18 protein-coding genes are annotated in these 20899 nt (G+C 35.7%); 7 read left to right on the forward strand and 11 right to left on the reverse strand.

Annotated features, from left to right (window positions below):
- Positions 1-113 precede the first annotated feature (113 nt).
- The gene (locus B7C41_RS07210; RefSeq protein WP_085298120.1) at positions 114-1580 is read right to left on the reverse strand and encodes a sigma-54 dependent transcriptional regulator; all 1467 of its coding nucleotides are present in this window, start codon (positions 1578-1580) and stop codon (positions 114-116) included.
- 242 nt (positions 1581-1822) lie between these two features.
- On the opposite strand from B7C41_RS07210, the gene B7C41_RS07215 reads away from it, so the two are divergent.
- From B7C41_RS07215 to B7C41_RS07245, 7 genes are all read left to right on the forward strand, one after another.
- Positions 1823-3583 (forward strand): flagellinolysin, encoded by a 1761-nt coding sequence (locus tag B7C41_RS07215; protein WP_085298121.1) that lies wholly within the window; start codon positions 1823-1825, stop codon positions 3581-3583.
- Between the two features lie 112 nt (positions 3584-3695).
- Positions 3696-3983, forward strand: coding sequence for a hypothetical protein (locus B7C41_RS07220; protein WP_085298122.1), 288 nt, complete (start codon positions 3696-3698; stop codon positions 3981-3983).
- Between the two features lie 38 nt (positions 3984-4021).
- Positions 4022-4420 carry a flagellar export chaperone FliS gene (gene fliS / locus B7C41_RS07225; protein WP_085298123.1) on the forward strand — a complete coding sequence of 133 codons (399 nt, stop codon included), beginning with the start codon at positions 4022-4024 and terminating at the stop codon, positions 4418-4420.
- Positions 4420-4779: a hypothetical protein gene (locus B7C41_RS07230; protein WP_085298124.1), complete on the forward strand. Its 360-nt coding sequence runs from the start codon at positions 4420-4422 to the stop codon at positions 4777-4779. The genes fliS and B7C41_RS07230 overlap by 1 nt, the downstream gene beginning before the upstream one ends.
- A gap of 634 nt (positions 4780-5413) precedes the next feature.
- The gene (pseB, locus tag B7C41_RS07235; RefSeq protein WP_085298125.1) at positions 5414-6415 is read left to right on the forward strand and encodes a UDP-N-acetylglucosamine 4,6-dehydratase (inverting); all 1002 of its coding nucleotides are present in this window, start codon (positions 5414-5416) and stop codon (positions 6413-6415) included.
- Positions 6412-7572, forward strand: coding sequence for a UDP-4-amino-4,6-dideoxy-N-acetyl-beta-L-altrosamine transaminase (pseC, locus tag B7C41_RS07240; RefSeq protein WP_085298126.1), 1161 nt, complete (start codon positions 6412-6414; stop codon positions 7570-7572). The genes pseB and pseC overlap by 4 nt, the downstream gene beginning before the upstream one ends.
- Positions 7573-8208: 636 nt before the next feature.
- On the forward strand, positions 8209-9270 hold the full coding sequence (locus B7C41_RS07245; protein ID WP_085298127.1) for a putative sugar O-methyltransferase: 1062 nt from the start codon (positions 8209-8211) through the stop codon (positions 9268-9270).
- 461 nt (positions 9271-9731) lie between these two features.
- On the opposite strand, the gene B7C41_RS07250 is transcribed toward B7C41_RS07245, so the two are convergent.
- The 10 genes from B7C41_RS07250 to B7C41_RS07295 form a co-directional block, all read right to left on the reverse strand.
- Complete coding sequence (locus B7C41_RS07250) at positions 9732-10448, reverse strand: WbqC family protein (RefSeq protein WP_143764323.1); 717 nt, start codon at positions 10446-10448, stop codon at positions 9732-9734.
- Between the two features lie 17 nt (positions 10449-10465).
- On the reverse strand, positions 10466-10999 hold the full coding sequence (locus tag B7C41_RS07255; RefSeq protein WP_085298129.1) for an acyltransferase: 534 nt from the start codon (positions 10997-10999) through the stop codon (positions 10466-10468).
- 9 nt (positions 11000-11008) lie between these two features.
- The gene (locus tag B7C41_RS07260) at positions 11009-12058 is read right to left on the reverse strand and encodes an NAD-dependent epimerase/dehydratase family protein (RefSeq protein ID WP_085298130.1); all 1050 of its coding nucleotides are present in this window, start codon (positions 12056-12058) and stop codon (positions 11009-11011) included.
- Entirely contained in the window at positions 12045-12980 is a 936-nt protein-coding gene (locus B7C41_RS07265) for a glycoside hydrolase family protein (protein WP_085298131.1), read from the reverse strand. Before B7C41_RS07265 ends, B7C41_RS07260 begins: the two co-directional genes overlap by 14 nt.
- Before the next feature lie 32 nt (positions 12981-13012).
- Positions 13013-13999 carry a hypothetical protein gene (locus tag B7C41_RS07270; RefSeq protein ID WP_085298132.1) on the reverse strand — a complete coding sequence of 329 codons (987 nt, stop codon included), beginning with the start codon at positions 13997-13999 and terminating at the stop codon, positions 13013-13015.
- Positions 13996-14697, reverse strand: coding sequence for a pseudaminic acid cytidylyltransferase (pseF, locus tag B7C41_RS07275; RefSeq protein WP_085298133.1), 702 nt, complete (start codon positions 14695-14697; stop codon positions 13996-13998). Before pseF ends, B7C41_RS07270 begins: the two co-directional genes overlap by 4 nt.
- A gap of 56 nt (positions 14698-14753) precedes the next feature.
- Positions 14754-15827, reverse strand: coding sequence for a pseudaminic acid synthase (gene pseI / locus B7C41_RS07280; protein ID WP_085298134.1), 1074 nt, complete (start codon positions 15825-15827; stop codon positions 14754-14756).
- 94 nt (positions 15828-15921) lie between these two features.
- The gene (locus B7C41_RS07285) at positions 15922-17937 is read right to left on the reverse strand and encodes a motility associated factor glycosyltransferase family protein (RefSeq protein ID WP_085298135.1); all 2016 of its coding nucleotides are present in this window, start codon (positions 17935-17937) and stop codon (positions 15922-15924) included.
- Between the two features lie 402 nt (positions 17938-18339).
- Positions 18340-20436, reverse strand: a complete 2097-nt coding sequence (gene fliD / locus B7C41_RS07290) for a flagellar filament capping protein FliD (RefSeq protein ID WP_085298136.1) — start codon at positions 20434-20436, stop codon at positions 18340-18342.
- Between the two features lie 17 nt (positions 20437-20453).
- Positions 20454-20864: a flagellar protein FlaG gene (locus B7C41_RS07295; protein ID WP_085298137.1), complete on the reverse strand. Its 411-nt coding sequence runs from the start codon at positions 20862-20864 to the stop codon at positions 20454-20456.
- Positions 20865-20899 lie beyond the last annotated feature (35 nt).

Raw genomic sequence — 20899 nt, forward strand, 5'->3', positions numbered from 1 at the left:
GGTTCTATTAAGCTGTAAGTGCTGTCAATAAAATGGCTGTCTTAAAAATAAAATATAATTCAGAGCCATTTCACATGAAGCTAAATTTTACTAGAGCGGAGTTTTAGTCAAAATCAGCTATTTTTTTGTAGGCTGTATTTACGCATTTTTTCAACTAGCGTTGTCCTGCGCATACCTAACAATTCAGCAGAACGTGCGACAACCCAGTCATTTTTATCTAGCGCTTGATTAATTAATGCGACTTCTAAATCTGCTAAATACTCTTTCAAATTTAGTCCCTCTGCAGGTAATACATCTACAGCAGCATTATTATTTACTGACGATTCATTCTCAGATGATTCATCGTCTTCGTCATATTCAAAGCCAGAAAAAAGTTCATTAATCGCTTCGCGTTCTTGTAGCTCCTCAGGGTATTCAGGCTGAAATTCTTCAACATCAATATGGCGATATTTTAATGGTAATTGTCCAACATTAACTACTTGATCCGAATACATAATAATCATACGTTCAATTAGGTTAGACAACTCGCGAACATTACCTGCCCACGGGTGCTCTTTTAATGATTCAATAGCTTTATCAGTAAAACGTACCGATTTTCCTTGCTCCGAAGAGAAACGAGAAATCAGTTCTTGCAATAACAAAGGAATATCTTCTTTACGTTCCCTTAATGCAGGCGTTTCAATAGGAAATACATTTAACCGGTAGTACAAGTCTTCACGAAATTGGTTCGTTTTGATCATATCTTCTAAGTGCTGATGCGTAGCTGCGACAATACGTACATTAGCTTTAAGGCTTTTTGCCCCTCCTACACGTTCAAATGTGCGTTCTTGCAATACACGCAATAATTTTACTTGCATCGGTTGTGGCATGTCGCCTATCTCATCAAGAAATAAGGTACCACCTTCCGCCATTTCAAAACGACCTTTACGGGTTGAAATGGCACCAGTAAAAGCCCCCTTCTCATGGCCGAACAATTCACTTTCAAGTAAATCTGGCGGAATAGCGCCACAGTTAACCGGTACAAAAGGCGCTTTGTGACGATCAGACAAGTTATGAATGTTTCGTGCAACGACTTCTTTACCTGTACCCGATTCACCTAAAATCAAGACATTAGCAGCGGTACCGGCCACTTGTTCGATCAAAAAACGTACTTGTTGCATTGGCGCACTGGTGCCAACTAAAGAGCGAAATAAAGGATTCGGACCACTAACACTGCGCTTTGAGGGTAAATTGTTATGGTATTGATGGCTATTATGTATTAGCTCAACTAATTGAGCATAATTGAGTGGTGTCGACAACTCACCAACAATATTTGCATAACCTTTAATGGTTTGTTTATCTACAACATCATGATAAATAAATGGACAAGTAGGATTAGAAAGTATTATTCCTTGTAATTTAGTAGAAATATTACCGCTTAGGATAATTGTCAAAATGTCAGGAACTTCAGCTAAATGCTTATCGACTTCATCTTCAGGAAAAACAAAAAAATGTTCGCCAACAAAGGCTAAAACAGTTTCTATTTGATGACGTCTTGCGGCGTCATTATCGACGACTAGAATATGTTTTTGACCTTGCATTTTTTATCCTTGCCCAGTGCTTTCTTAAGTCACTTTTAATTATTATCGTCATAATAGCTTGCTGTGTTGATTAATCAACAAAAAATTGACGCTTTGTGCCATTTCTTTGACTAAAAACAAATGAATAACCTCTTTACAAAGCTGCTTTTTATTGGAAATAGTTAAAGTTAATTAAAGAAAAATAAAGAACAACCGATAAAGCACGTAATAACTGAATTATTTTCTCCATGGTATGGCATGAAATGAACAGCATACTGACCAATAGCACAAACTTATTTTTACAGCGTCAACTTAGCAGTAATTCCAACGGAATATCTGTTACCTTCACTCGTTTGTCTTCTGGTATGCGTATTAATTCAGCCGCTGATGATGCTGCTGGCCTACAAATATCGAATAGACTAACTTCACAAGTTAACGGACTTTCTGTTGCCCAGCGTAATGCCAACGACGGAATTTCTCTTGCACAAACAACTGAGGGCGCATTAGAAGAAGTCACAAATATACTATTTAGAATGCGCGACCTCTCTTTACAAGCTGGGAATGGCGCATTGTCAGCTGAAGATAAAAATGCACTAAATAAAGAAAGCGAACAGTTAAAGCAAGAGTTAACCAGAATAAATGAAACAACAACCTTTGGTGGAAATAAGGTTTTTGATCAAACAGACCGTTTAGGTTTAGGCGGCGCAAATGAAGCAGAACGTAATATTTTAGGTGTATTACGAAGTGGCGTTTTAGCAGAGTCTGAAGACATTATTCAAAATGTGCTCGGTTTATCCGGTGATGGTGCAAAAATGAAAATTGACCTTGAGAATGTCGATGGTGCTGGCGGTAAATTAGCCTCTGTATCATATCTTGCGCCCGCAGGCTCTGAGCTAGTAATGACAATTGATTTAGATGATTTTTCTACTTTAGATTCCAGCAAAATCAAATCACTAAAGTCGACTATTTTACATGAGATGACACACGCTGTGATGGCAAACCAAATGAACTTATCTGCAACGCCCACTTGGTTTGTGGAAGGAACAGCTGAAGCGGTCAGTGGCGCTGATGATAGGGTAGCAGCTGATGTTGCAGCCTTAGGTGGTATTGGGGCAATTAAAACTGAATTAAATAGTATATTCACTAGCACTGCAGGACTTCCCGCTACGCCAACTAGCCTTCAAGTAGCCGGAGTGTATTCTGGTGGCTATATCACTATGCGTTATTTAGAAGAGCAAGTAGGTGAAGCTGGCATTAAAGATATTATGACAAGTTTATCTGCAGGTAATACTTTTGACGCTTCCCTTGCTGCACAAGGCACTTTTGCCAATAACGCGGCCTTACAAACCACATTAATGGCTGGTACAACATTTGAAGACTTTGTGACAGCGAACATTAATACTGGCAATACCGACAATGGGGCTTTTGGTGGTTTAGATGCCGCAGGAGGTGCTAGCCGAGAAGAAACGATTGTTGGCGCTAGCAGCGCTAAAACGACCGCAAATTTTGATAGTTATTTTGTTAGTGGTGATAATAATGCAACCAACACTGATTTTGGTTCAGGCAATAATTGGGACCCAACAAGCTTTAATGAAGTTGCCCTAGAAGATTACAGTACATCTGTGAGCATTAGTGGGAAAACAACATCTTTTCAAATAGGTGCAGACGCAAACCAAACGCTAAATATCAAAGTTGCTGGTTTTTCTAGCGATAATCTTGGTTTAGATGCACTAGATTTAAAAGATGATTATCAGCTTGCAATAGGCACGATAGATAGCGCATTACAGTTTGTTGACAACCAACGTTCGCATTTGGGCGCTTTCGTCAACAGACTCGAGCACACAATAAGTAATCTTAATAATATACAAACTAATGTAACGGCCAGCCGTTCACGTATACAAGATACCGATTATGCTCAAGAGACAGCAACGTTAGTTTCTCAACAAATAAAAGCGCAAGCAACTACTGCATTGGCAAGCCAGAGTCAATCGATACCCGAAAGAATGCTGCAATTACTCGGCTAAGCCGTTATTCTTGCCAGTATTAATATGTGCAGTCAATCCTCTGACAGGATAAATGGCACGATTCATGAATACCTAGAAAACTTAGGTATTTTAAATATGATAGGACAGATAAATGTTAATATTAAATGGTAGTGCTGAATGTATCGCTGAAAGCAATGAACAAACACTAGGAAATAGATATGCTTTTAATATGTTTTCAAGCAATGATAATTTAGATGAACAACTTGCTGAAATCGAGCAATATTTGGTTAGCCGAGGTTGGGATAACATAGAGATTACTGAAAATGGCCTTATTGACAATATTGAAGGTATTCAACATGCAACATTAATAAGCGCCTTTAAAAAAGCACAGAGTGAGGGTTTCTCTGTTGTTATCAATAATACGCTTGAACTAAAGTAATATATCGACACCAAGTAAGTGTTATTTTGGAGTAAAAAATGGCTCATATATCGTTAAAGAAATATCAACAAACAGAAATGGGCAACGCAGGCGAAGCCTCCCCATATCGCCTAGTCGCGTTACTGTTTCAAAAACTGTTAGATAACATAGCAACCGCTAAAGGTGCTATCGCGCAAAAAAATTATGCTAAAAAAGGTTCTGAGCTATCCAATGCAATTGCCATTATTGGTGTATTAGAATCTTCTCTTGATTTTGAACAAGGTGGAGAAATATCAAAGAATTTATCTGATCTCTACCTATTTTGTTCTGAAAAATTACTTGAAGCGAGTACCGATAATGATATTGATAAACTTAATGATGTGGCTCAAGTATTGATTCCAATAAAATCAGGCTGGGATGCTATCCCTATTGAAAATCAAACACAGGTCAGTTTCTAGTGATTGACAGTGTGCAATCTTGCCTTTTAGCTATTAATAGCTTATCAAAACAATTGTTATCTCAATTAGAAGATAATAATAGTGAAGAGAGCCAGCAGAGCATCGTAACCAATGAAGAAAGTCAATTAACTGGCGAGCTGCTAGCAAATATAGCTGCAGAGCGTCAGTCTCTTATCGCCGAATTGTTTAAAGTTTACACACAAAAGCAACTTAGCACAGAGCTCCCTCTAGTTAATGAAATGGCTTCACTTGATCAGCAATTAACAGAAAAAGCACAACTAAGTAAACAAGCTATCGCTGAGAAACTTTTAAAGTTAAAGGGTCGCAAGAAAGTTACCAAATTATACCAAAAGTATTAACCCCAATGATAAGTCAAGTTGTACTTATAAGATTTTAACTATCACTATCTACGTGTTTTTTTCGTACGTAAAAATATTCCGAGTAACCTGTAATTCACATGTAATATGAAATACTTATTCTAGCTATTTTTATCTAGTTCATTACCAAGCCATACGATTTTCGATAGTTAGATACTAACAAAGCAGCACGGCTCATGAATAACGTTTAGTAGCGATAAGACTGCATCAATATTTTTAGACACTGAAAAACTTTAAGACAAAGTATCTGCCCATTTTAAGTAATCAAGTAATATAAAATATAATTCAAGGTAAAAGCGAAGCTATTTAGGGTACATGCCAACTAAAAGAATAAGAAGATATCATAGCTTGTTAGTTAGACCATATTAAATTAATTAGTCTATGTACCACAGTATATACTCTTAGCTATTATGAGTTATATTTACTACTTTGAAGTAAAGCTCTGTATTCAATTAAAAATTAAATTGGTATATTATATGCTTACTTAAATGCACACGGTTATTAGTTCACCGTTGATATTCAATCATGAATTTACACAGATAGAAGCACTAAGTAACTCATCATATTTATAATTTGTTAAAATAAATTTTAAACAACCCAAAAGGCATTAAAAGTAATGTTCAACAATAAAAACATTCTCATCACTGGTGGTACGGGTTCTTTTGGGAAAAAGTACGTCAAAACACTATTAAAAAATTATACTCCAAATAAAATCATCATATATTCTCGCGATGAATTAAAGCAATTTGAAATGCAGCAAGATTTCAACCAGCCTTGTATGCGTTACTTTATTGGGGACGTTCGCGATAAAGAACGCCTAACTCAAGCAATGAATGGTGTTGACTTTGTTATACATGCTGCGGCATTAAAGCAAGTGCCTGCCGCAGAATACAATCCAATGGAATGTATTAAAACAAATATAAATGGCGCTGAAAATGTTATATCTGCTGCGTTGGCAAATAATGTTAGTAAGGTAATAGCCTTATCAACAGACAAAGCTGCTAACCCAGTTAATTTATACGGCGCTACTAAGTTAGTATCAGACAAACTATTTGTTGCTGCCAATAATATTTCGGGCGGACATAATACTACTTTTGCAGTTGTTCGTTATGGCAACGTTGTTGGTTCACGTGGTTCAGTAGTACCTTTTTTTGAAAAATTAATTAATGAAAATGCTGCAGAAATACCTGTTACTCACAATGAGATGACACGTTTTTGGATCAACTTACAAGATGGTGTTGACTTTGTTCTAAAAAACTTTGAACGTATGTTGGGTGGCGAAATTTTTGTACCTAAAATTCCATCCATGAGAATAGTAGATTTAGCCAAAGCTATGGCGCCTAACTTGCCAATCAAGATCATTGGTATTAGGCCAGGCGAGAAATTACATGAAATAATGTGCCCAGCTGATGATTCCTATCATACCTATGAATACGATGATCACTTTGTTATAGCACCAAGTATTAAATTTTCTAGTAGAAGCAATGATTTTACCGTCAATCTCATAGAGGAGCGCGGCCAACTCGTTGATTCAAATTTCGAGTATAATTCAAAAAACAACCCTGAATTTTTAACTGTTGAGCAGTTGCTGACGTTCAACCAAATGGCCGAACAATGATCCCCTACGGCAAGCAAGATATTTCTCAACATGATATTGATGCGGTAGTTGAGGTTCTAAAATCTGACTTTTTAACTCAAGGGCCACAAGTACCATTATTCGAAAGCAAAATAATGGCGACTACTAAGGCTAACCATGCCATTGCTGTGAATTCTGCGACATCAGCACTGCATTTAGCTTGTTTAGCCTTAGGGCTATCAAAAGGCGATGTAGTGTGGACATCTCCGATTTCATTTGTAGCAAGTGCAAACTGCGCTTTATATTGTGGCGCTGACGTGGATTTTGTTGATATAGATCCCGATACTTATAACTTGAGCACAAATGCACTAGAAAACAAGTTAACCCATGCTAAGCAAAATAATTTACCTCTACCTAACATAGTTATTCCTGTCCATTTATGTGGTCAGCCTTGTGATATGGATAAAATCCATGAACTTAGTAAAACATATAGCTTTGCAATCATCGAAGATGCATCACACGCCATTGGCGGTAAATATAAAAGTAACCCAATAGGTGGTTGCCAGTTTAGCGATATAGCGGTATTTAGCTTTCATCCGGTAAAAATAATTACAACGGCTGAAGGTGGCGTTGCCACCACGAACAATGCAAAATTAGCTAAAAGAATGGCATTGCTTAGAAACCATGGCATTACTCGTGATGATAAGTTAATGACTGAGCCAACCCATGGTGCTTGGTACTATCAACAAATTGAACTAGGTTTCAATTATCGTATGACCGAAATGCAAGCAGCATTAGGAATAAGTCAATTAACCAAACTATTTGAATTTGTTAATAAGCGTAACAAGCTCGCCAAGCGCTATAATGAAAAATTACGTGATTTTCCGTTAACTTTGCCCGAACAAACCAGCGACAGTTACTCCACCAGGCACTTATACGTTATCCAGCTCAAACTAGCTGAAATAACACTGAGCCACCAACAAGTTTTTGATGCACTGCGTCAAAAAAATATAGGTGTTAATTTACATTATATTCCGATCCATCTTCAGCCTTTTTATAAAAATAGAGGAAGTAAAGTAGGACAGTTCCCTAACGCTGAAAATTACTACAAACGAGCGATTAGTATTCCACTTTTTCATCAAATGACTGATGAGCAGCAAGACTCTGTGATTCAGGCGCTTAAAGATATATTGTTATAACAATCTGCATGGGTATATATTGGAAAATGTCATTCACTAAAAGAGGTTGAAATGGCCACAGGGTATATATGTTGGCATAGGGTTATAGAGGATAATCAATACTAGATATTGGACGCAACGTTTAGAGAAAATGAATGTCAGATTTATACAGGTGATGGAGCAATAAATTTATCGATAATCAGTCATAGGTTACACTAAAAGAGCATTACTAATTTCACATAAATTCAATATAAAAATGACTTTTTCTGATATTCAATCAACAGAAATTTTTAAGATAAAGCATAAATATTTATAAAAAACACTAAACTTGATAATTATTCAATCGAATCGCAATATCAATACCATTTGCAAGACTATTACCAAGGTATACGCCATTGAAAGAAAATAATTAGTGTCACAGGTAAAATGCAACACGCAAGTTGGGATACTAGTTTTAGGGCATAAATTTTATTTCGCGAAAAATCAATCAAAACATAATATCGCCTTACAACAATTCCACTCACACACAAAAAAAATTGAAAACCAGCCGTTAAAAGATATTAAACTTGATTTGATAAAAATTGAAATGAAGACAGCAATATCTTTCGCTATAATATATTTATTAATATTTTTCGATCTATTTAGGACCATTACTTTATGTTTGAATACCCAGAGTTGGCTGAATCTCGTTTGGCACTAGAGACACAAGATGAAATTTTTAAACCATCTTCTTTTTGGGAGAATGCCTCAGCAGAAATCGTTGAGGAGCTTTACCGTGAAGGTATTGAAAAATTTAGATCATTGCCTTTACCTCTTTCATTTTTCGCTCCAACTTATGGTTCTCCAGGAGGAGGGTTTAGTCAAGAACAGGTAAAAGGATTGAAAAATTGGTTACTTGAAAATCACCCAAATGCTAAAAAACCTCAATTAGGCTTGGGGCTGTTTCTTGATGGACTTACTCAAGCACTTAGTGACTATAGAGTTTTAAAAGCATCTGATGATATCCGTTCTTTACCTGAGCTTCACCAATTTAGTGAAAGCAAAGAAGGAGATCCTATCGAGCACTTTGAGTTCGAAGGCAGATGGTTTAGCCGCTCTTCTTTAAACTATCTATTAGGGTTAGCTTTTTTGAAAAAGCATTTAAATGGCGACGTTCCAAGAGTAGTATTAGAAATTGGTGGTGGATTTGGAAGCTTGGGCGAGGTGCTAGCTTCTTCAAATATTGAAGGACTCAAATATATAGATGTGGATATCCCCCCAACAAGTTATATAGCCCAATATTATTTAAGTCAGGTTTTAGGTGAGGAGAACGTGAGCTCTTATCATAAAACAAAAGATCTAAAAATTATTAAGATTGAAGATTTACCACAGGCGTCTGTCTTCTGTTCATGGCAAATTGAAATGTTACAAGGTTCCGTTGACTTGTTTGTTAATTTTATTTCGTTCCAAGAAATGGAGCCAACGATAGTTCAAAATTATTGTAATCATGTTTCACGCTTAAATGCAAAATGGGTATTGTTACGGAATATGCGTGAAGGAAAACAAATTAAGACTAATGAAAATCCAGTAGGCGTTAAGACACCCATAAAATCAGATGATTACAACTCAATGTTACCAAATTATGAATTAGTAGATTCCAGTATTATTCCTTACGGTTATGAAACAGTTGACGAGTTCAATTCAGAGCTTTTATTATTCAAACGTAAAGCTAAAACGTAAGGATTAAGAACAGGATGAAATACTTTCATCCTGTGACGTTACCACTTGACTAGCCCATTTAACTATAAAAAATGATAAAACGTAAAAATATTCAAATTAGATGAGCAAGCCGCTGGTTTATTGATCTTCAATAATAGATAGCCATTGCTCTTGGCTACTCATCACTCTCATTATTACCGCTTAAGAGGAAATAATGTCTTTGAAATCAAAGATAATACAGCTTTAGTAAACTACACGCTCTCCATTAAAAGTATTTCATCTACTTTCAAAATTTTAGCGTTTATCAGCCCAGCTTTTAAAAAATATTTTGGAGGTTTTGTTTATAAGAATAAGCAATCGCAAGACCGCTTATTATGGGTAATTCAATTAACAGTTTCCAATCGGCTAATCTTGGTCGCTTCATCGTTCCCCCCAAAAAGTAAATCAATTTGCTTTTTGATTGTTAAGAGTGCGTATTATGACTATAGTTGTGCTGAGGTTAAGTTTGTCCCACGACCACTTCTAATAATATCCATAGAGCGCTGAAAGCCTTCATAAAAAAGTAAATCTATAACACTCATGTATGGTTCAAACACCCCATAATTTTGAGTATACTCCGGGTGAGTATAATTTTGATATTGCAAATTTATATCATGTTCTGCGAATATTCCACCGGATTTTTCCGATTCGATATATACCGATGAGCCTTTAGGAGAAAGGTAATTAGAACACTTCAATTCTTGGCATATATTAACCAGATTGCCATTACGCCCTCCATCTAAGGTAGCAAGAGAAGAGCTCAACTGTACATCAGTTTTAATTTCTAGCTTGCTTACTACCGCTAGAATAATTTCAATAGTTAATTCTGATAGTAGCAAATATTCTCGATGTCTAAAGATCTCTTCAATAAAACTATAAACCTCCTTAAAGAATGGTGCCTTTTGGTAGTTGTAAAATAATGTTTTTAGTAACTTAGATATCCATGGCCTGGAGTTATTTATTTCTACTTGATTAATTCTTTCAGCTAACGCATGTTTTTTCAGTGGCACCGTTAGCCATGTAATACCATTTGCAGTTTTTATGCGGTTTCTACACTGCCAACTTTGCTTGGTAAACTGAACATCATCATAAAATATAAATTTATCGGCCGTATCAATTAAATCAAAATAACCCACCCAAGGAATAAAGGTGGGCTGCATTATCGAACAAGTACCAATCACCGCTCTCTTTCGCCTACACGTTTGGCGGGGCTACCGATATAAATACCCCATGGTTCACAGTCCTTTCCTACAAAACTACCTGCCCCGATAACACAACCTTCGCCTATTTTAACCGGCATAATTGTACTATTGGCACCAATATAAACATCATTACCAACTTCAAGTACACCGCCTAAAATTTCACTTTGCTCGTCTCCCATCCCGTCAACCATTTTTAGACCTGGCGTTTTGTGACTATAGGTTTGTGAGAGAAAAACTGTGCCCGGTCCAGTAGATACACGATCACCAATAATAGTTAGCCCTCCTCCCCATATAACGGTATGTGGCTGAATATCACTATACTCTCCTATTTTGACCCCTTCACCAGCAAAGATGAATGCAAAATCCCTTACTTTCGCATTTGACGCAATCTCAACAGTATGTGGAAACGCAATCTTAGCCATTGGGTATATAGTTACATTTTCACCACACGACTTTAATTTCGATTTAACATTTTCACCCATCAATTCAATACCATCGATCTCTAACATAATTTTTCCTTATTGATTATATTCATTTATATTAACTTGCCTTTTATCCACTAAGTGGCTAAATTTTTTAGCGCTAGATTCTTTAATAAAATCAACTAACATATCCTTGAAACTAAATGAAGGTGACCACCCTAACACTTCTTTTGCTTTACTTATGTCATAATAAAAAGAGTCAATATTATTGCTAATGTCAGGTCTTTTTATCAGTTCTGGCTTATTATTTTGCTCACTAAAAACATCAATAATGGTTTCTACTTCTTCCATTAAAGTTAATTTTTTTCCTGACGTTATATTAAAAAGCCCCCTTGCATCTGGATGTTCAATGGCTAAAACAAAAGCATTAATTACGTCCTTTATATAAATAATATCTCGACCAACATTAGTATCACCCCAAACCTCTATGGACTCACCAGTAATAGCTTTATCTATAAAGATTTGAAACCCTGTTTTAATAGGCTTGCCACCTTTAAATATTTCAGTATGTGGTCCATAACCATACACGGGAGGGAGTCTAAACGTAATACACTGGAGATCATGCTGCGTATTGTAATATTCAACTAAATCTTGAGCTGCCGTTTCAGAAATACTAAATAAAGTGTACTCAGTATCAAATTTAATTGCACGCCCATCACTTTCTGACAACGGCTTATTTGCAGGCCATAAGCCTTGAGTATTCCGATGAGAGCTGCCATAAATGACTTTTCCAACATGACTATTCTTACAATATTTAAGAATATTAAGAGTACCGATAACATTTACTTGCATGTAGCTTTCAGGATCATCATTTTTATCGCTAACATTTGCTGGCTGATGAGCTGCAAGGTGTACCACTACATCAAAAAATTTTCCTTCCAACTTTAGAAAGTCATCCTGCTTAGTAATATCTATATTAATAAATGGAATATTTCGTTCTAGAAAATAATCTTCATTTGAAGCATCAATATCTGACGCTACAACGTGATAATTTGAATTCAATAAGGCATCAATTAAGTATGTCCCCATGAATCCAGCAGCACCGAAAACCAACACTCTTTTTTTAGAAAAGCTACTTTTCATCATTATTTTCTTCTAGGACGGCAATCCCGAAGCCTTCACGACCATAGCCATTTCCGGAGTAAAGCATATATGTCTTATCATTATGCCTAAAGACATTAGGGTAACAAATCATTTCTGAGTCCCAGCCCGACTTTGAAACACTAATACCTACTTTGTGATCTAACCTTGTAAATTGATAGCCGTCTAGTGACTCTCCGTAGCCCATTTCATAGCCTCCTGCCCCTATAGCGTAGCAGTACCACATTCTGTATAGTCCGTTATCTTTTATAATGCTCGCTCTTGAAACTCGCGTTTCACGATCATCTTTATAATCAACAGCAACAATACCATCTCTTTTCCAATGAATACCATCAACAGATTCTGCATATTTGATGTTATATCTTGGTAGCTCTTCAGTTAACCAACAATCTGCAGAGTCATACCACATTCGCCAAATGCCATTTTCAATAATAATGCAAGATATAACCAAAATAGTATAAGGTTCAGCATCTGTTCGATCTATAATGGGGGCTCGAGATAGTCGGCTAAATGTCTCACCATTATTTTCACTAATGGCCAATCCTGAAACTTCAGCCGCACGAACTTTTGAACCTTTGTTCCAGCCCATAAAATAAAAATATTTTTTATCGCCATCATTTACCATACACGTAGGCGAAACACCGTTATCATCAAAGCTCCCTAACTCACCAATATCCAATACCGGTGATTCTGATAAGTGCAATATATCTAAGGGGGAATTAATATTAATTTCTACAAAGCCTGTTTTTGAAATGTTATTCACATCTCGACCGGAGAAGTAAATACGAAAAACATCTCCCTCAACATGATCTACAGTTGGCAGCATGCCATGTGACGCTACCCAATCAAACTGGCCTTTAGGTTCAAATATTTGTCCTAGTTTTTTCCATGAAAAATTTGCTGACATTTTATCTATTCCCAACTTATATTTGATTGCTATTAACTTGATAGTATTTCTTGAAGTATTTCATTTTTTCCTTCGCCTATTGCCATTCTTTTGATGGCACAATTGTCGCTAAAAATAAAATTTTTATTAACCAATATTTTAGAGATGTTTTTAATATCTTTTTTGCCCAACGTTGGAAAAACATTTTGGTAAGCCTTTTTTTGCAATTCATTTTGATGAAATCCAACAACCGGTGTTCCAATTACTATCGACTCAAAAAATGACAATCCAGGGGAAGCAAAAACAACATCATGCAATGACATCATTTCAGCGACATTTGAAATATTTTGATAAACAGATACATCTGAATTAGATTGATTGCCATTAATAACTCGCTCAAGTTCAGCAGTATGTGCAAAACTACTCCCAATAACGAGTGTTACTTGAAAACTCATCGTCATCTTTAATATTTCCATTAATACCGCTGATGAGAAGTTTGATGGATCAGAGCCTCCAAATATCAGCATTATTTTTCGAACATCTCCAAGAGGAGTTTTTTTAGCTAACCTATAGCGATAAAATTCCGGGCGTAATATCCAATACTTAGGCCCAAAAAATTCAACCTTTCCAGAACGAGCATCCTTTTTATAAATATTTTTAAAGTTACTCCCAATATCAGCAAGTAGTGTGACATCAGCGTAATTATTTGCCTCTGTTAAGTTCGTAAAAATAAAAAGCTTCGCCGTTAATAGTTGCTTAATATTTTTTGCTAGCTCAGGAAACACATCGAGCTTATCGAAAATAATACGCTCAGCTTGTCGTTGTACAAGTAAATCCAATATTTCTCGATCATTAGAGCAAAAAGTAACCTCACAACCACTCCTTTTTAATAGAGATATAACTGAAGGCTCACTTTTAGTGTATAAGTTAATATCAAGCGTCGAATCCTGCTCTAACAAATAATCTATTAGTGTCAACGTTTGATAAATATGCCCCAAACCCAATTGATTATTACCATCGGTTATTATATCGATCTTCATTTAATCAGCCTCTCTCGGTTACACAGCTGAAATTTCATTTCTGCTAATAACCAATCTGTTTCATTATCAATATCTTGAGATTCAATTTCAGGTATTTCAATTGCCCCACAGTTAGTGGTTATAATATCCCCTGTCTCAAGGTATTGATTAACAGAAAACCAATAAAACTGCCCCGAATCATAAAATGAAGGTTCAACGTCTTGTGTTCTAGCGTTCCTATATTCAGGCCAGTTCAATGCTAATTTTCCATCAGTAAGCTTATAACTTCTCTGTATTGGCGTTGAAAACTGAACAACTGGAAACACTGAATCAAAATTATTACTAACTAAACTTCTAAGTCCATCCTTTAATTTTTTTGGCGTCACTAGTGGCGCTGCAGGATATAAGCAACAAGCAATATCAAAATTTTTCCCTATAGCTTTGTAGGTTTGTATAACTTCAGATAGAACATCTGCGGTGGTTGAAAAGTCATCAGAATTTTTTTTACTTCTCATAAATGGAACAATAGCACCAAAAGCCTTTGCAATATTAGCAATCTCTTCACTATCAGTTGAGACCATGACCTCATCAAACAACTCTGACTTTATTGCCGCTTCAATAGAATAGGCAATAATAGGCTTCCCAAGAAAATCTTTAATATTCTTCTTTGGTATTCTTTTACTTCCACCTCTTGCTGGGATTATACAAATAGCACTCATAATTTTTAACGGTAGTCCGTAAATAGATAATTGAATATTAATGAAGTCTGCATTTTCTAACTCACATCATCTGAAAATTTAAAGTCTATAAATTTTTTTGACAATGGAGTTCCTCTACAAACATCGGCATTACAAGTTTTCCCAAGTAGTTCGTCATAATACTTGGGTAGCAAACCATAGCCAGGTCGAATACTTCTTATATTTTGTGCTGTAAATTTCTCACCTTTCGCTATATCTTCAACTATATATAAAGATCTGCGTGCTTTGATGTGACTAAATTCACCTGATTCTTTTTCAAAAACTTCATCACCAAGAGCAAGCCACGCTGATTTGGTACTAGAACACAGCTCTGTGAGTTCTTTAGGCTCTAATGAAAAGCTATCATCAGGTCCTCCACCAGATCTATCAAGTGTTACATGTTTTTCAATAACACATGCGCCCATTGCAACACTTGTAATCGCGGTGGTGTTATCTAAAGTATGATCAGATAAACCAGTAATAACATCAAACTTTTCTGCAAGGTATGGAATTAGTTTTAATTTGTAGTCTTCTGGTGAAGCCGGATACTCACTTACACATCTCAGTACAATTAATTCACTACAACCATTATCTCTTGCAGTATTTATTGCATCAGATATTTCATTTTCTGTCGCCATTCCAGTTGAGATAATCATTGGTTTTCCGCTTTTTGCGACATAAGCAATTAACGGTAAATCTATTAGCTCAAAGGATGCTATTTTATAAGCAGGAGCATCTAATGTTTGTAATAAATCAACAGCAGAGAAGTCAAAAGGGGAACTAAATATTGTTATGCCTAACTCTTTAGCTTTTTCAAAAAGAGGCTTATGCCACTCCCAAGGCATATGAGCCTCTTTGTATAGCTGGTATAACGTCTTCCCTCCCCACATTTCCCCTTTTATTTGAAAGTCTTCAGAGTCGCAATCAATCGTAATAGTATCTTGCGTATAAGTTTGAAGTTTAATAGCGTCTGCACCGGCCTTTTTTGCTGCTTCCATAATTTTAAAGGCGCGCTCAATATCCCCATTATGGTTAGCGGATAGCTCTGCAATGATATATGGAGGATAATCCTTACCTATTTTCCGATCATCAATAATAATAAATTCATTCACAATAATTTACCGATAGAATATTCACTGTAGCCTAGCATTCTTCTTCCCAATCTCAATTTTTATAATTACAAATCATAAACTTAAATCGTGTGCCCTAAACTTTCGACGGCATATTATATCGCTCAGTTAATTCTTGATAAGTTACATAAAAGTGTTCCTTCATAATAGTAATAGCATCGTTAATATAAATATTTCTTTTATCTAAATTATTATAATAATATGAGTTACTCATAATGACTGCGTGAAAATATTTTAAGCTCCCTTGCAAAAACAAACCTACAGCGCCTGCACTTTTTGTCAAACTTTTTATTTCTTTAAACAATGTTTGATATTGTAAAGAAAATAATAGACGTAATTCATCACGTGAACGAATATCTCTATCTGTAATAGCAAAGAGTTTATCTATAATGGACTTAATATCTCCAAATGATTTTAACGCTAAGGCTTCTATTTCGGAATAACTTAGCTGCTCAGAGCTAAAGGATATTTTTAACAAGTCTGTTAGGAACTCTTTTTTGCTGATCTTATTTTTAATCACGGGAATTTCATCGAATTCCAAAGGAGTAGTCCCTTTTATGGCGACACCATCTGAGCAGTTAAACGCAGTAACCGACTTATTTTTATCTAACAATAATTCAATATTTCCTTTTGATTGTTCAAACACCTTAGTGCTATATACCTTCCCACCGAAGTTACCTTTTAGTGTTAGTTCTTTTTTGAACATATCAAGGGATTCCTTGGTACTATATTTTTCTTCGTCATAATACATACTGTCTTTCGAATGATGGTGCTCTAAGCTCTTAAACCCTAAATCTGTGCCTATCAAATATATGTTTTTAAAACCTAAAGAAATCATTAATGTTAATGCACAATTAGTTACTGTAGGATTCATCTTGTCAGGCGATTCATATAAATCTAACTTATCAAGCTCCTTAACTAAATACCCGCCATAGTCAAATAGTTTATTGATTATTTTTGGTGTTTTAAATTTATTTAGCACTTCATCACAAACAGGAGCTAAAGCAATAATCTGGATATTTTTTAATTGTTCTTGATTGGGAATGCTTTCAATCCAAGGTAATGTCGTTGATGTTCTTTCCATTTCAATGTGGATATCAGGGGTTATACCATTTGCTAACAACGCCCTTAATGATGTGCCACAACTTAAAATTATAAACTCATTTTCTCTTTCTTTAATTATTTTAATTTTATTATCTAGTGATGGTCCATTTCCAGCTATAAGAACAGGCCTATTTGGATTTTTATTAACAAAATATTCCTTCTTCATTAACAAAGGAAAGCCCGCTTCAATATTTGACAGCAAGTGCGAAAAACCAATCACTTCATCTTCCATGAAGCCAAATCCTTGGCTTAATCGATGTCCTATTTCTTGAATTAATGAAATCAATTTCTCGGTTGTTTCACTTTCATAATGCTTAAATACAAACATTCTAGCGATATTGAAATTACCTATTTCTTTAAGGTAGTCATTTAAGTTATTCAGCGCAGTTTCAGGTCCAAAGCCAATAGTAATTTTAAATTGCCCAGCCTTTGCAAAGCAATGCTCTATTAATGGTTTTAAATCAATGCAATGTAGCATTGCAAAGAACACTTCGGGCGATGGTTCAAATAAGAAGAAATTACAAACACGCTTTTGCTTGAATATCTCTTCTATTTGATACCCTAAACCCGATCCAATCATGAACATACAATCAATCTGTTCCTCATTCCATGGGTTATTCGGCGTATCATAGAAAGTATCTTTCTTCCTTATTGTATCTAGCTTTTTGAGAGTTCTCTCATGCTCAAAGTTTATTTCACTATCTTTTTGAGGAGCAATATCAAAAGTAAAGTAGTTTTGATAGTTTGTATTACTGCAAAAATTATCTACTTGGGATTTTGCAAAGAGTGCAGCATCATCATAAACAAACTCTCCATTATTCAATAAATTAGGTTTTCCGTTATTATCAATGGAGATTTCATTTCCAGAGAGTTTATAGGTTTGATAAAACTGATGAATTTCAGGGTAATAACATTTCAACGTAGCTAAATTTGACATTAACGTTGCTTGCATTAACATTTTTTGAATAGTATCTGATTGTTCTTCCATCAACGTTCCCAATTTATAAGTTTTAAATATTATTATTAAGCAATAGCGGCAAGCTGACGTGCATACCCAATTTTAGCGATTGCTAAAGTCCACTATGAAATCAACATTTAGAGTTTTTAAATATATGTTACTTTACACAGATAATACATCAAGCAATAAAAGCGCCAACATTACAAACACTAGTGCCATCAAGTGGAAATAAATCAACACGATAGTAAGTAGTTTATCAGAAAATATTGAATTCTAATCAAGATTATTTCTTTTAGAAAAAGACTAGAAGTGTGCGTCAAAAAGATAGCACTATGTAACACTACAGAAAAGGTAAAGATCAATAAATTTAAAACATGACAAGCTTTTTATATTTAAAACAAGTTCACATTAATTTAAATTTTATTATCGATTTTAATTAGATTGCTTAACGACTCCAGGCATATTTGCGAGTTGCTGTGTTATATATGAGCCGGTATTATTAAGTTGAGCAACCAATGAGTCCATCGCATTGTATTGAGCAAACAGCCTAGCTTCTAAAGAGGTCATTTTTATGTTGAAAGCCTCTAAATCCGTGTCTAATTTTTTAATTTGTGAGTTTTTACTGCTAACTCTTTGCTCAATCAGTCCATCTTTACCTGAATAGAAATCAATAAAATCTTTTATACTATTAACAAAACCCGACTTTTCATTTTCACCCAGAAAGAAATTTTGTACTTTATCCGGATTAGATTCAATTAAATCATCTAAGGTTTCCTTTTCCAAACTTAGCTCACCTGAGCGCTCAGTACGTATGCCTAAATCAGATAAGCTAAGGCTTTCTCCATTGCCAATAGCAAATCCTTGCTGAAACTGATTTCTCATTTTACTCATCACACCACGAAGCAGAGAATCTCCAGCTAAGACCCCTGCGCTTTCAAATTCTCCATCGCTATTGTTACCTGATTTGCCTAATTGCTTACTTAAGTCAACTAAAGCGTTATAGCTAGTAATAAAGGCATTTAAGCCCTCAGCAATATTACTATTATTTTCAGCGATTGAAATTTTACTAAGATCGCCATCAGCAACATCTGCGGCATGTGCTTTATTAGCGGTGATCGTAACACCATCAATGACATCTTTAAAAGTATTCGTGCTGTTTGACACTGTGATAGTACCGTCAATCGTAATTTTAGCATCTGTAGGTGCTGTCACTTGTGTCATATAGTCAATATTAGCTGTTGCGGTTTGATTCGCAGAACTAAATTGTGAGAGGCCCGTCATATCACTGTTGTTTCCATCGCTATCAACAGCCGCGACAGTAATTGCATGGGTATCACCTGATAGCCTACTGCTAAAGACCAAATGTTCTCCCGCAGCATCATTGAAAATACTCGCTTTAACAGAACTGTTTTCACTATTTTCATTAATCGCTTTGACAATATCGCTCAAATCAGAAAAAGCATCAACAGTGACGTCAAAATCATTACCATTAGAGCTAAATGATAATGTACCGGCACCAGGTGTTTCAGTTGAGGTAAACCCGTTTACCGATGTTAATTTATTATTGGCGCTAGAAGTTAATTGCGACAAGCCCGTATTATCATTATTGGTCGCAGCTGGAGGAAGGGTCATATTTACCGATGCAAACTGAGATATTCCTGATGTGTCGCCATTAGCTCCATCATCATCTGCTGCTGTGACTGTAACAGCATTATCCACACCAGGTTTAGTTGCGTTAAAGACTAAATGCTGGCCCGCGCTATCAGTCACAAGGCTTGCAACAACTGACTTATTCGCTGTACTGTCATTAATAGCTGTTACTATATCCGATAATGTATCTGTAGCATCTACAGCAATATCAAAATTATTGGTACCAGAGCCAAAAGACAAAGTACCCGAACCCACAGTATCAGTGGCAGTAAAACCGCTTGCTGAGGTTAATTTATTGCTCGATTCTGCAACCGAAATAGTAATACCATTATCTATCCCTGTAAGCTTACTGTTCAAAACCAAGCGCTGACCTGAAGCTTCAGTAATAATAGTGGCACTAACAGAGGAATTATCACTACTATCATTTATTGCATCACGAATATCACTTAAAGTAGCGCTATCAGGTACAGATACATCAAACTCACTATCACCCGACTTTATCGAAAGAGTTCCTCCTCCGAGCGTTTCTTTGGCATCAATAGCGGCAGACATTATTTTATGGGAAGTAGCTAATTCTTCAACTTTTACTGAGTATTTTCCTACCTCAGCATTACTATCAGACGACAAGCTGACAAAATCATCTCTCCCCGAAATAGTACGTTGCTGATATTTATCTATATCTGCTAAACCATCAAATGAAGACTGCACATCCACGAGTGCTGATTTTAAAGCACCAACTGCTGAGATATCGCTAGTATATGCTCCTTGTTGTCGGGTTACTCTTGACTGATAAGGCACTTTTTGCGCATCAACAATTGCATTAACAATGTCAGTCACTTGTAGACCAGAGCCTATGCCGGTAAATGATATTGCAGCCATACTATATCCCCTTAAACTTATACTTCAGAGTTAATAAACAACCCTGTTACTTCCGATAATTTCGCGATTAACCCTAACACTTCTTCAGACGGGTATTGTTTTACTGTATCACCGCTTTCTCTATCAATAACTTTTATAACATCACGGCCGCTATCTTTATCAACAAGAAACTCTAAACCTTTATTCATGCCACCAACAAACTCCTGCAATTGTTGAGCCACTTTTTCTAATTGTTTAGAGGATATAGTCGTATTTTCAACATTATTTTGCTTACCTGTTATCGATTCAACTACTTTTTCATTTTTTTCAGCTTCTCCCACAAAAGTATTACTTACTTCTTTTGCAGATACTTCAGTCGCTTCTAACCGATTTAACTTGTCTATAGCAATATTTGGTGTATTCAGGTGATTTGTTAATATTTCACTCATCAGTTCCTCCTTAGTTATCTAATCTTAATACATAC

Source organism: Cognaticolwellia mytili (assembly GCF_002104475.1).
GTDB classification, from domain to species: Bacteria; Pseudomonadota; Gammaproteobacteria; order Enterobacterales; family Alteromonadaceae; genus Cognaticolwellia; species Cognaticolwellia mytili.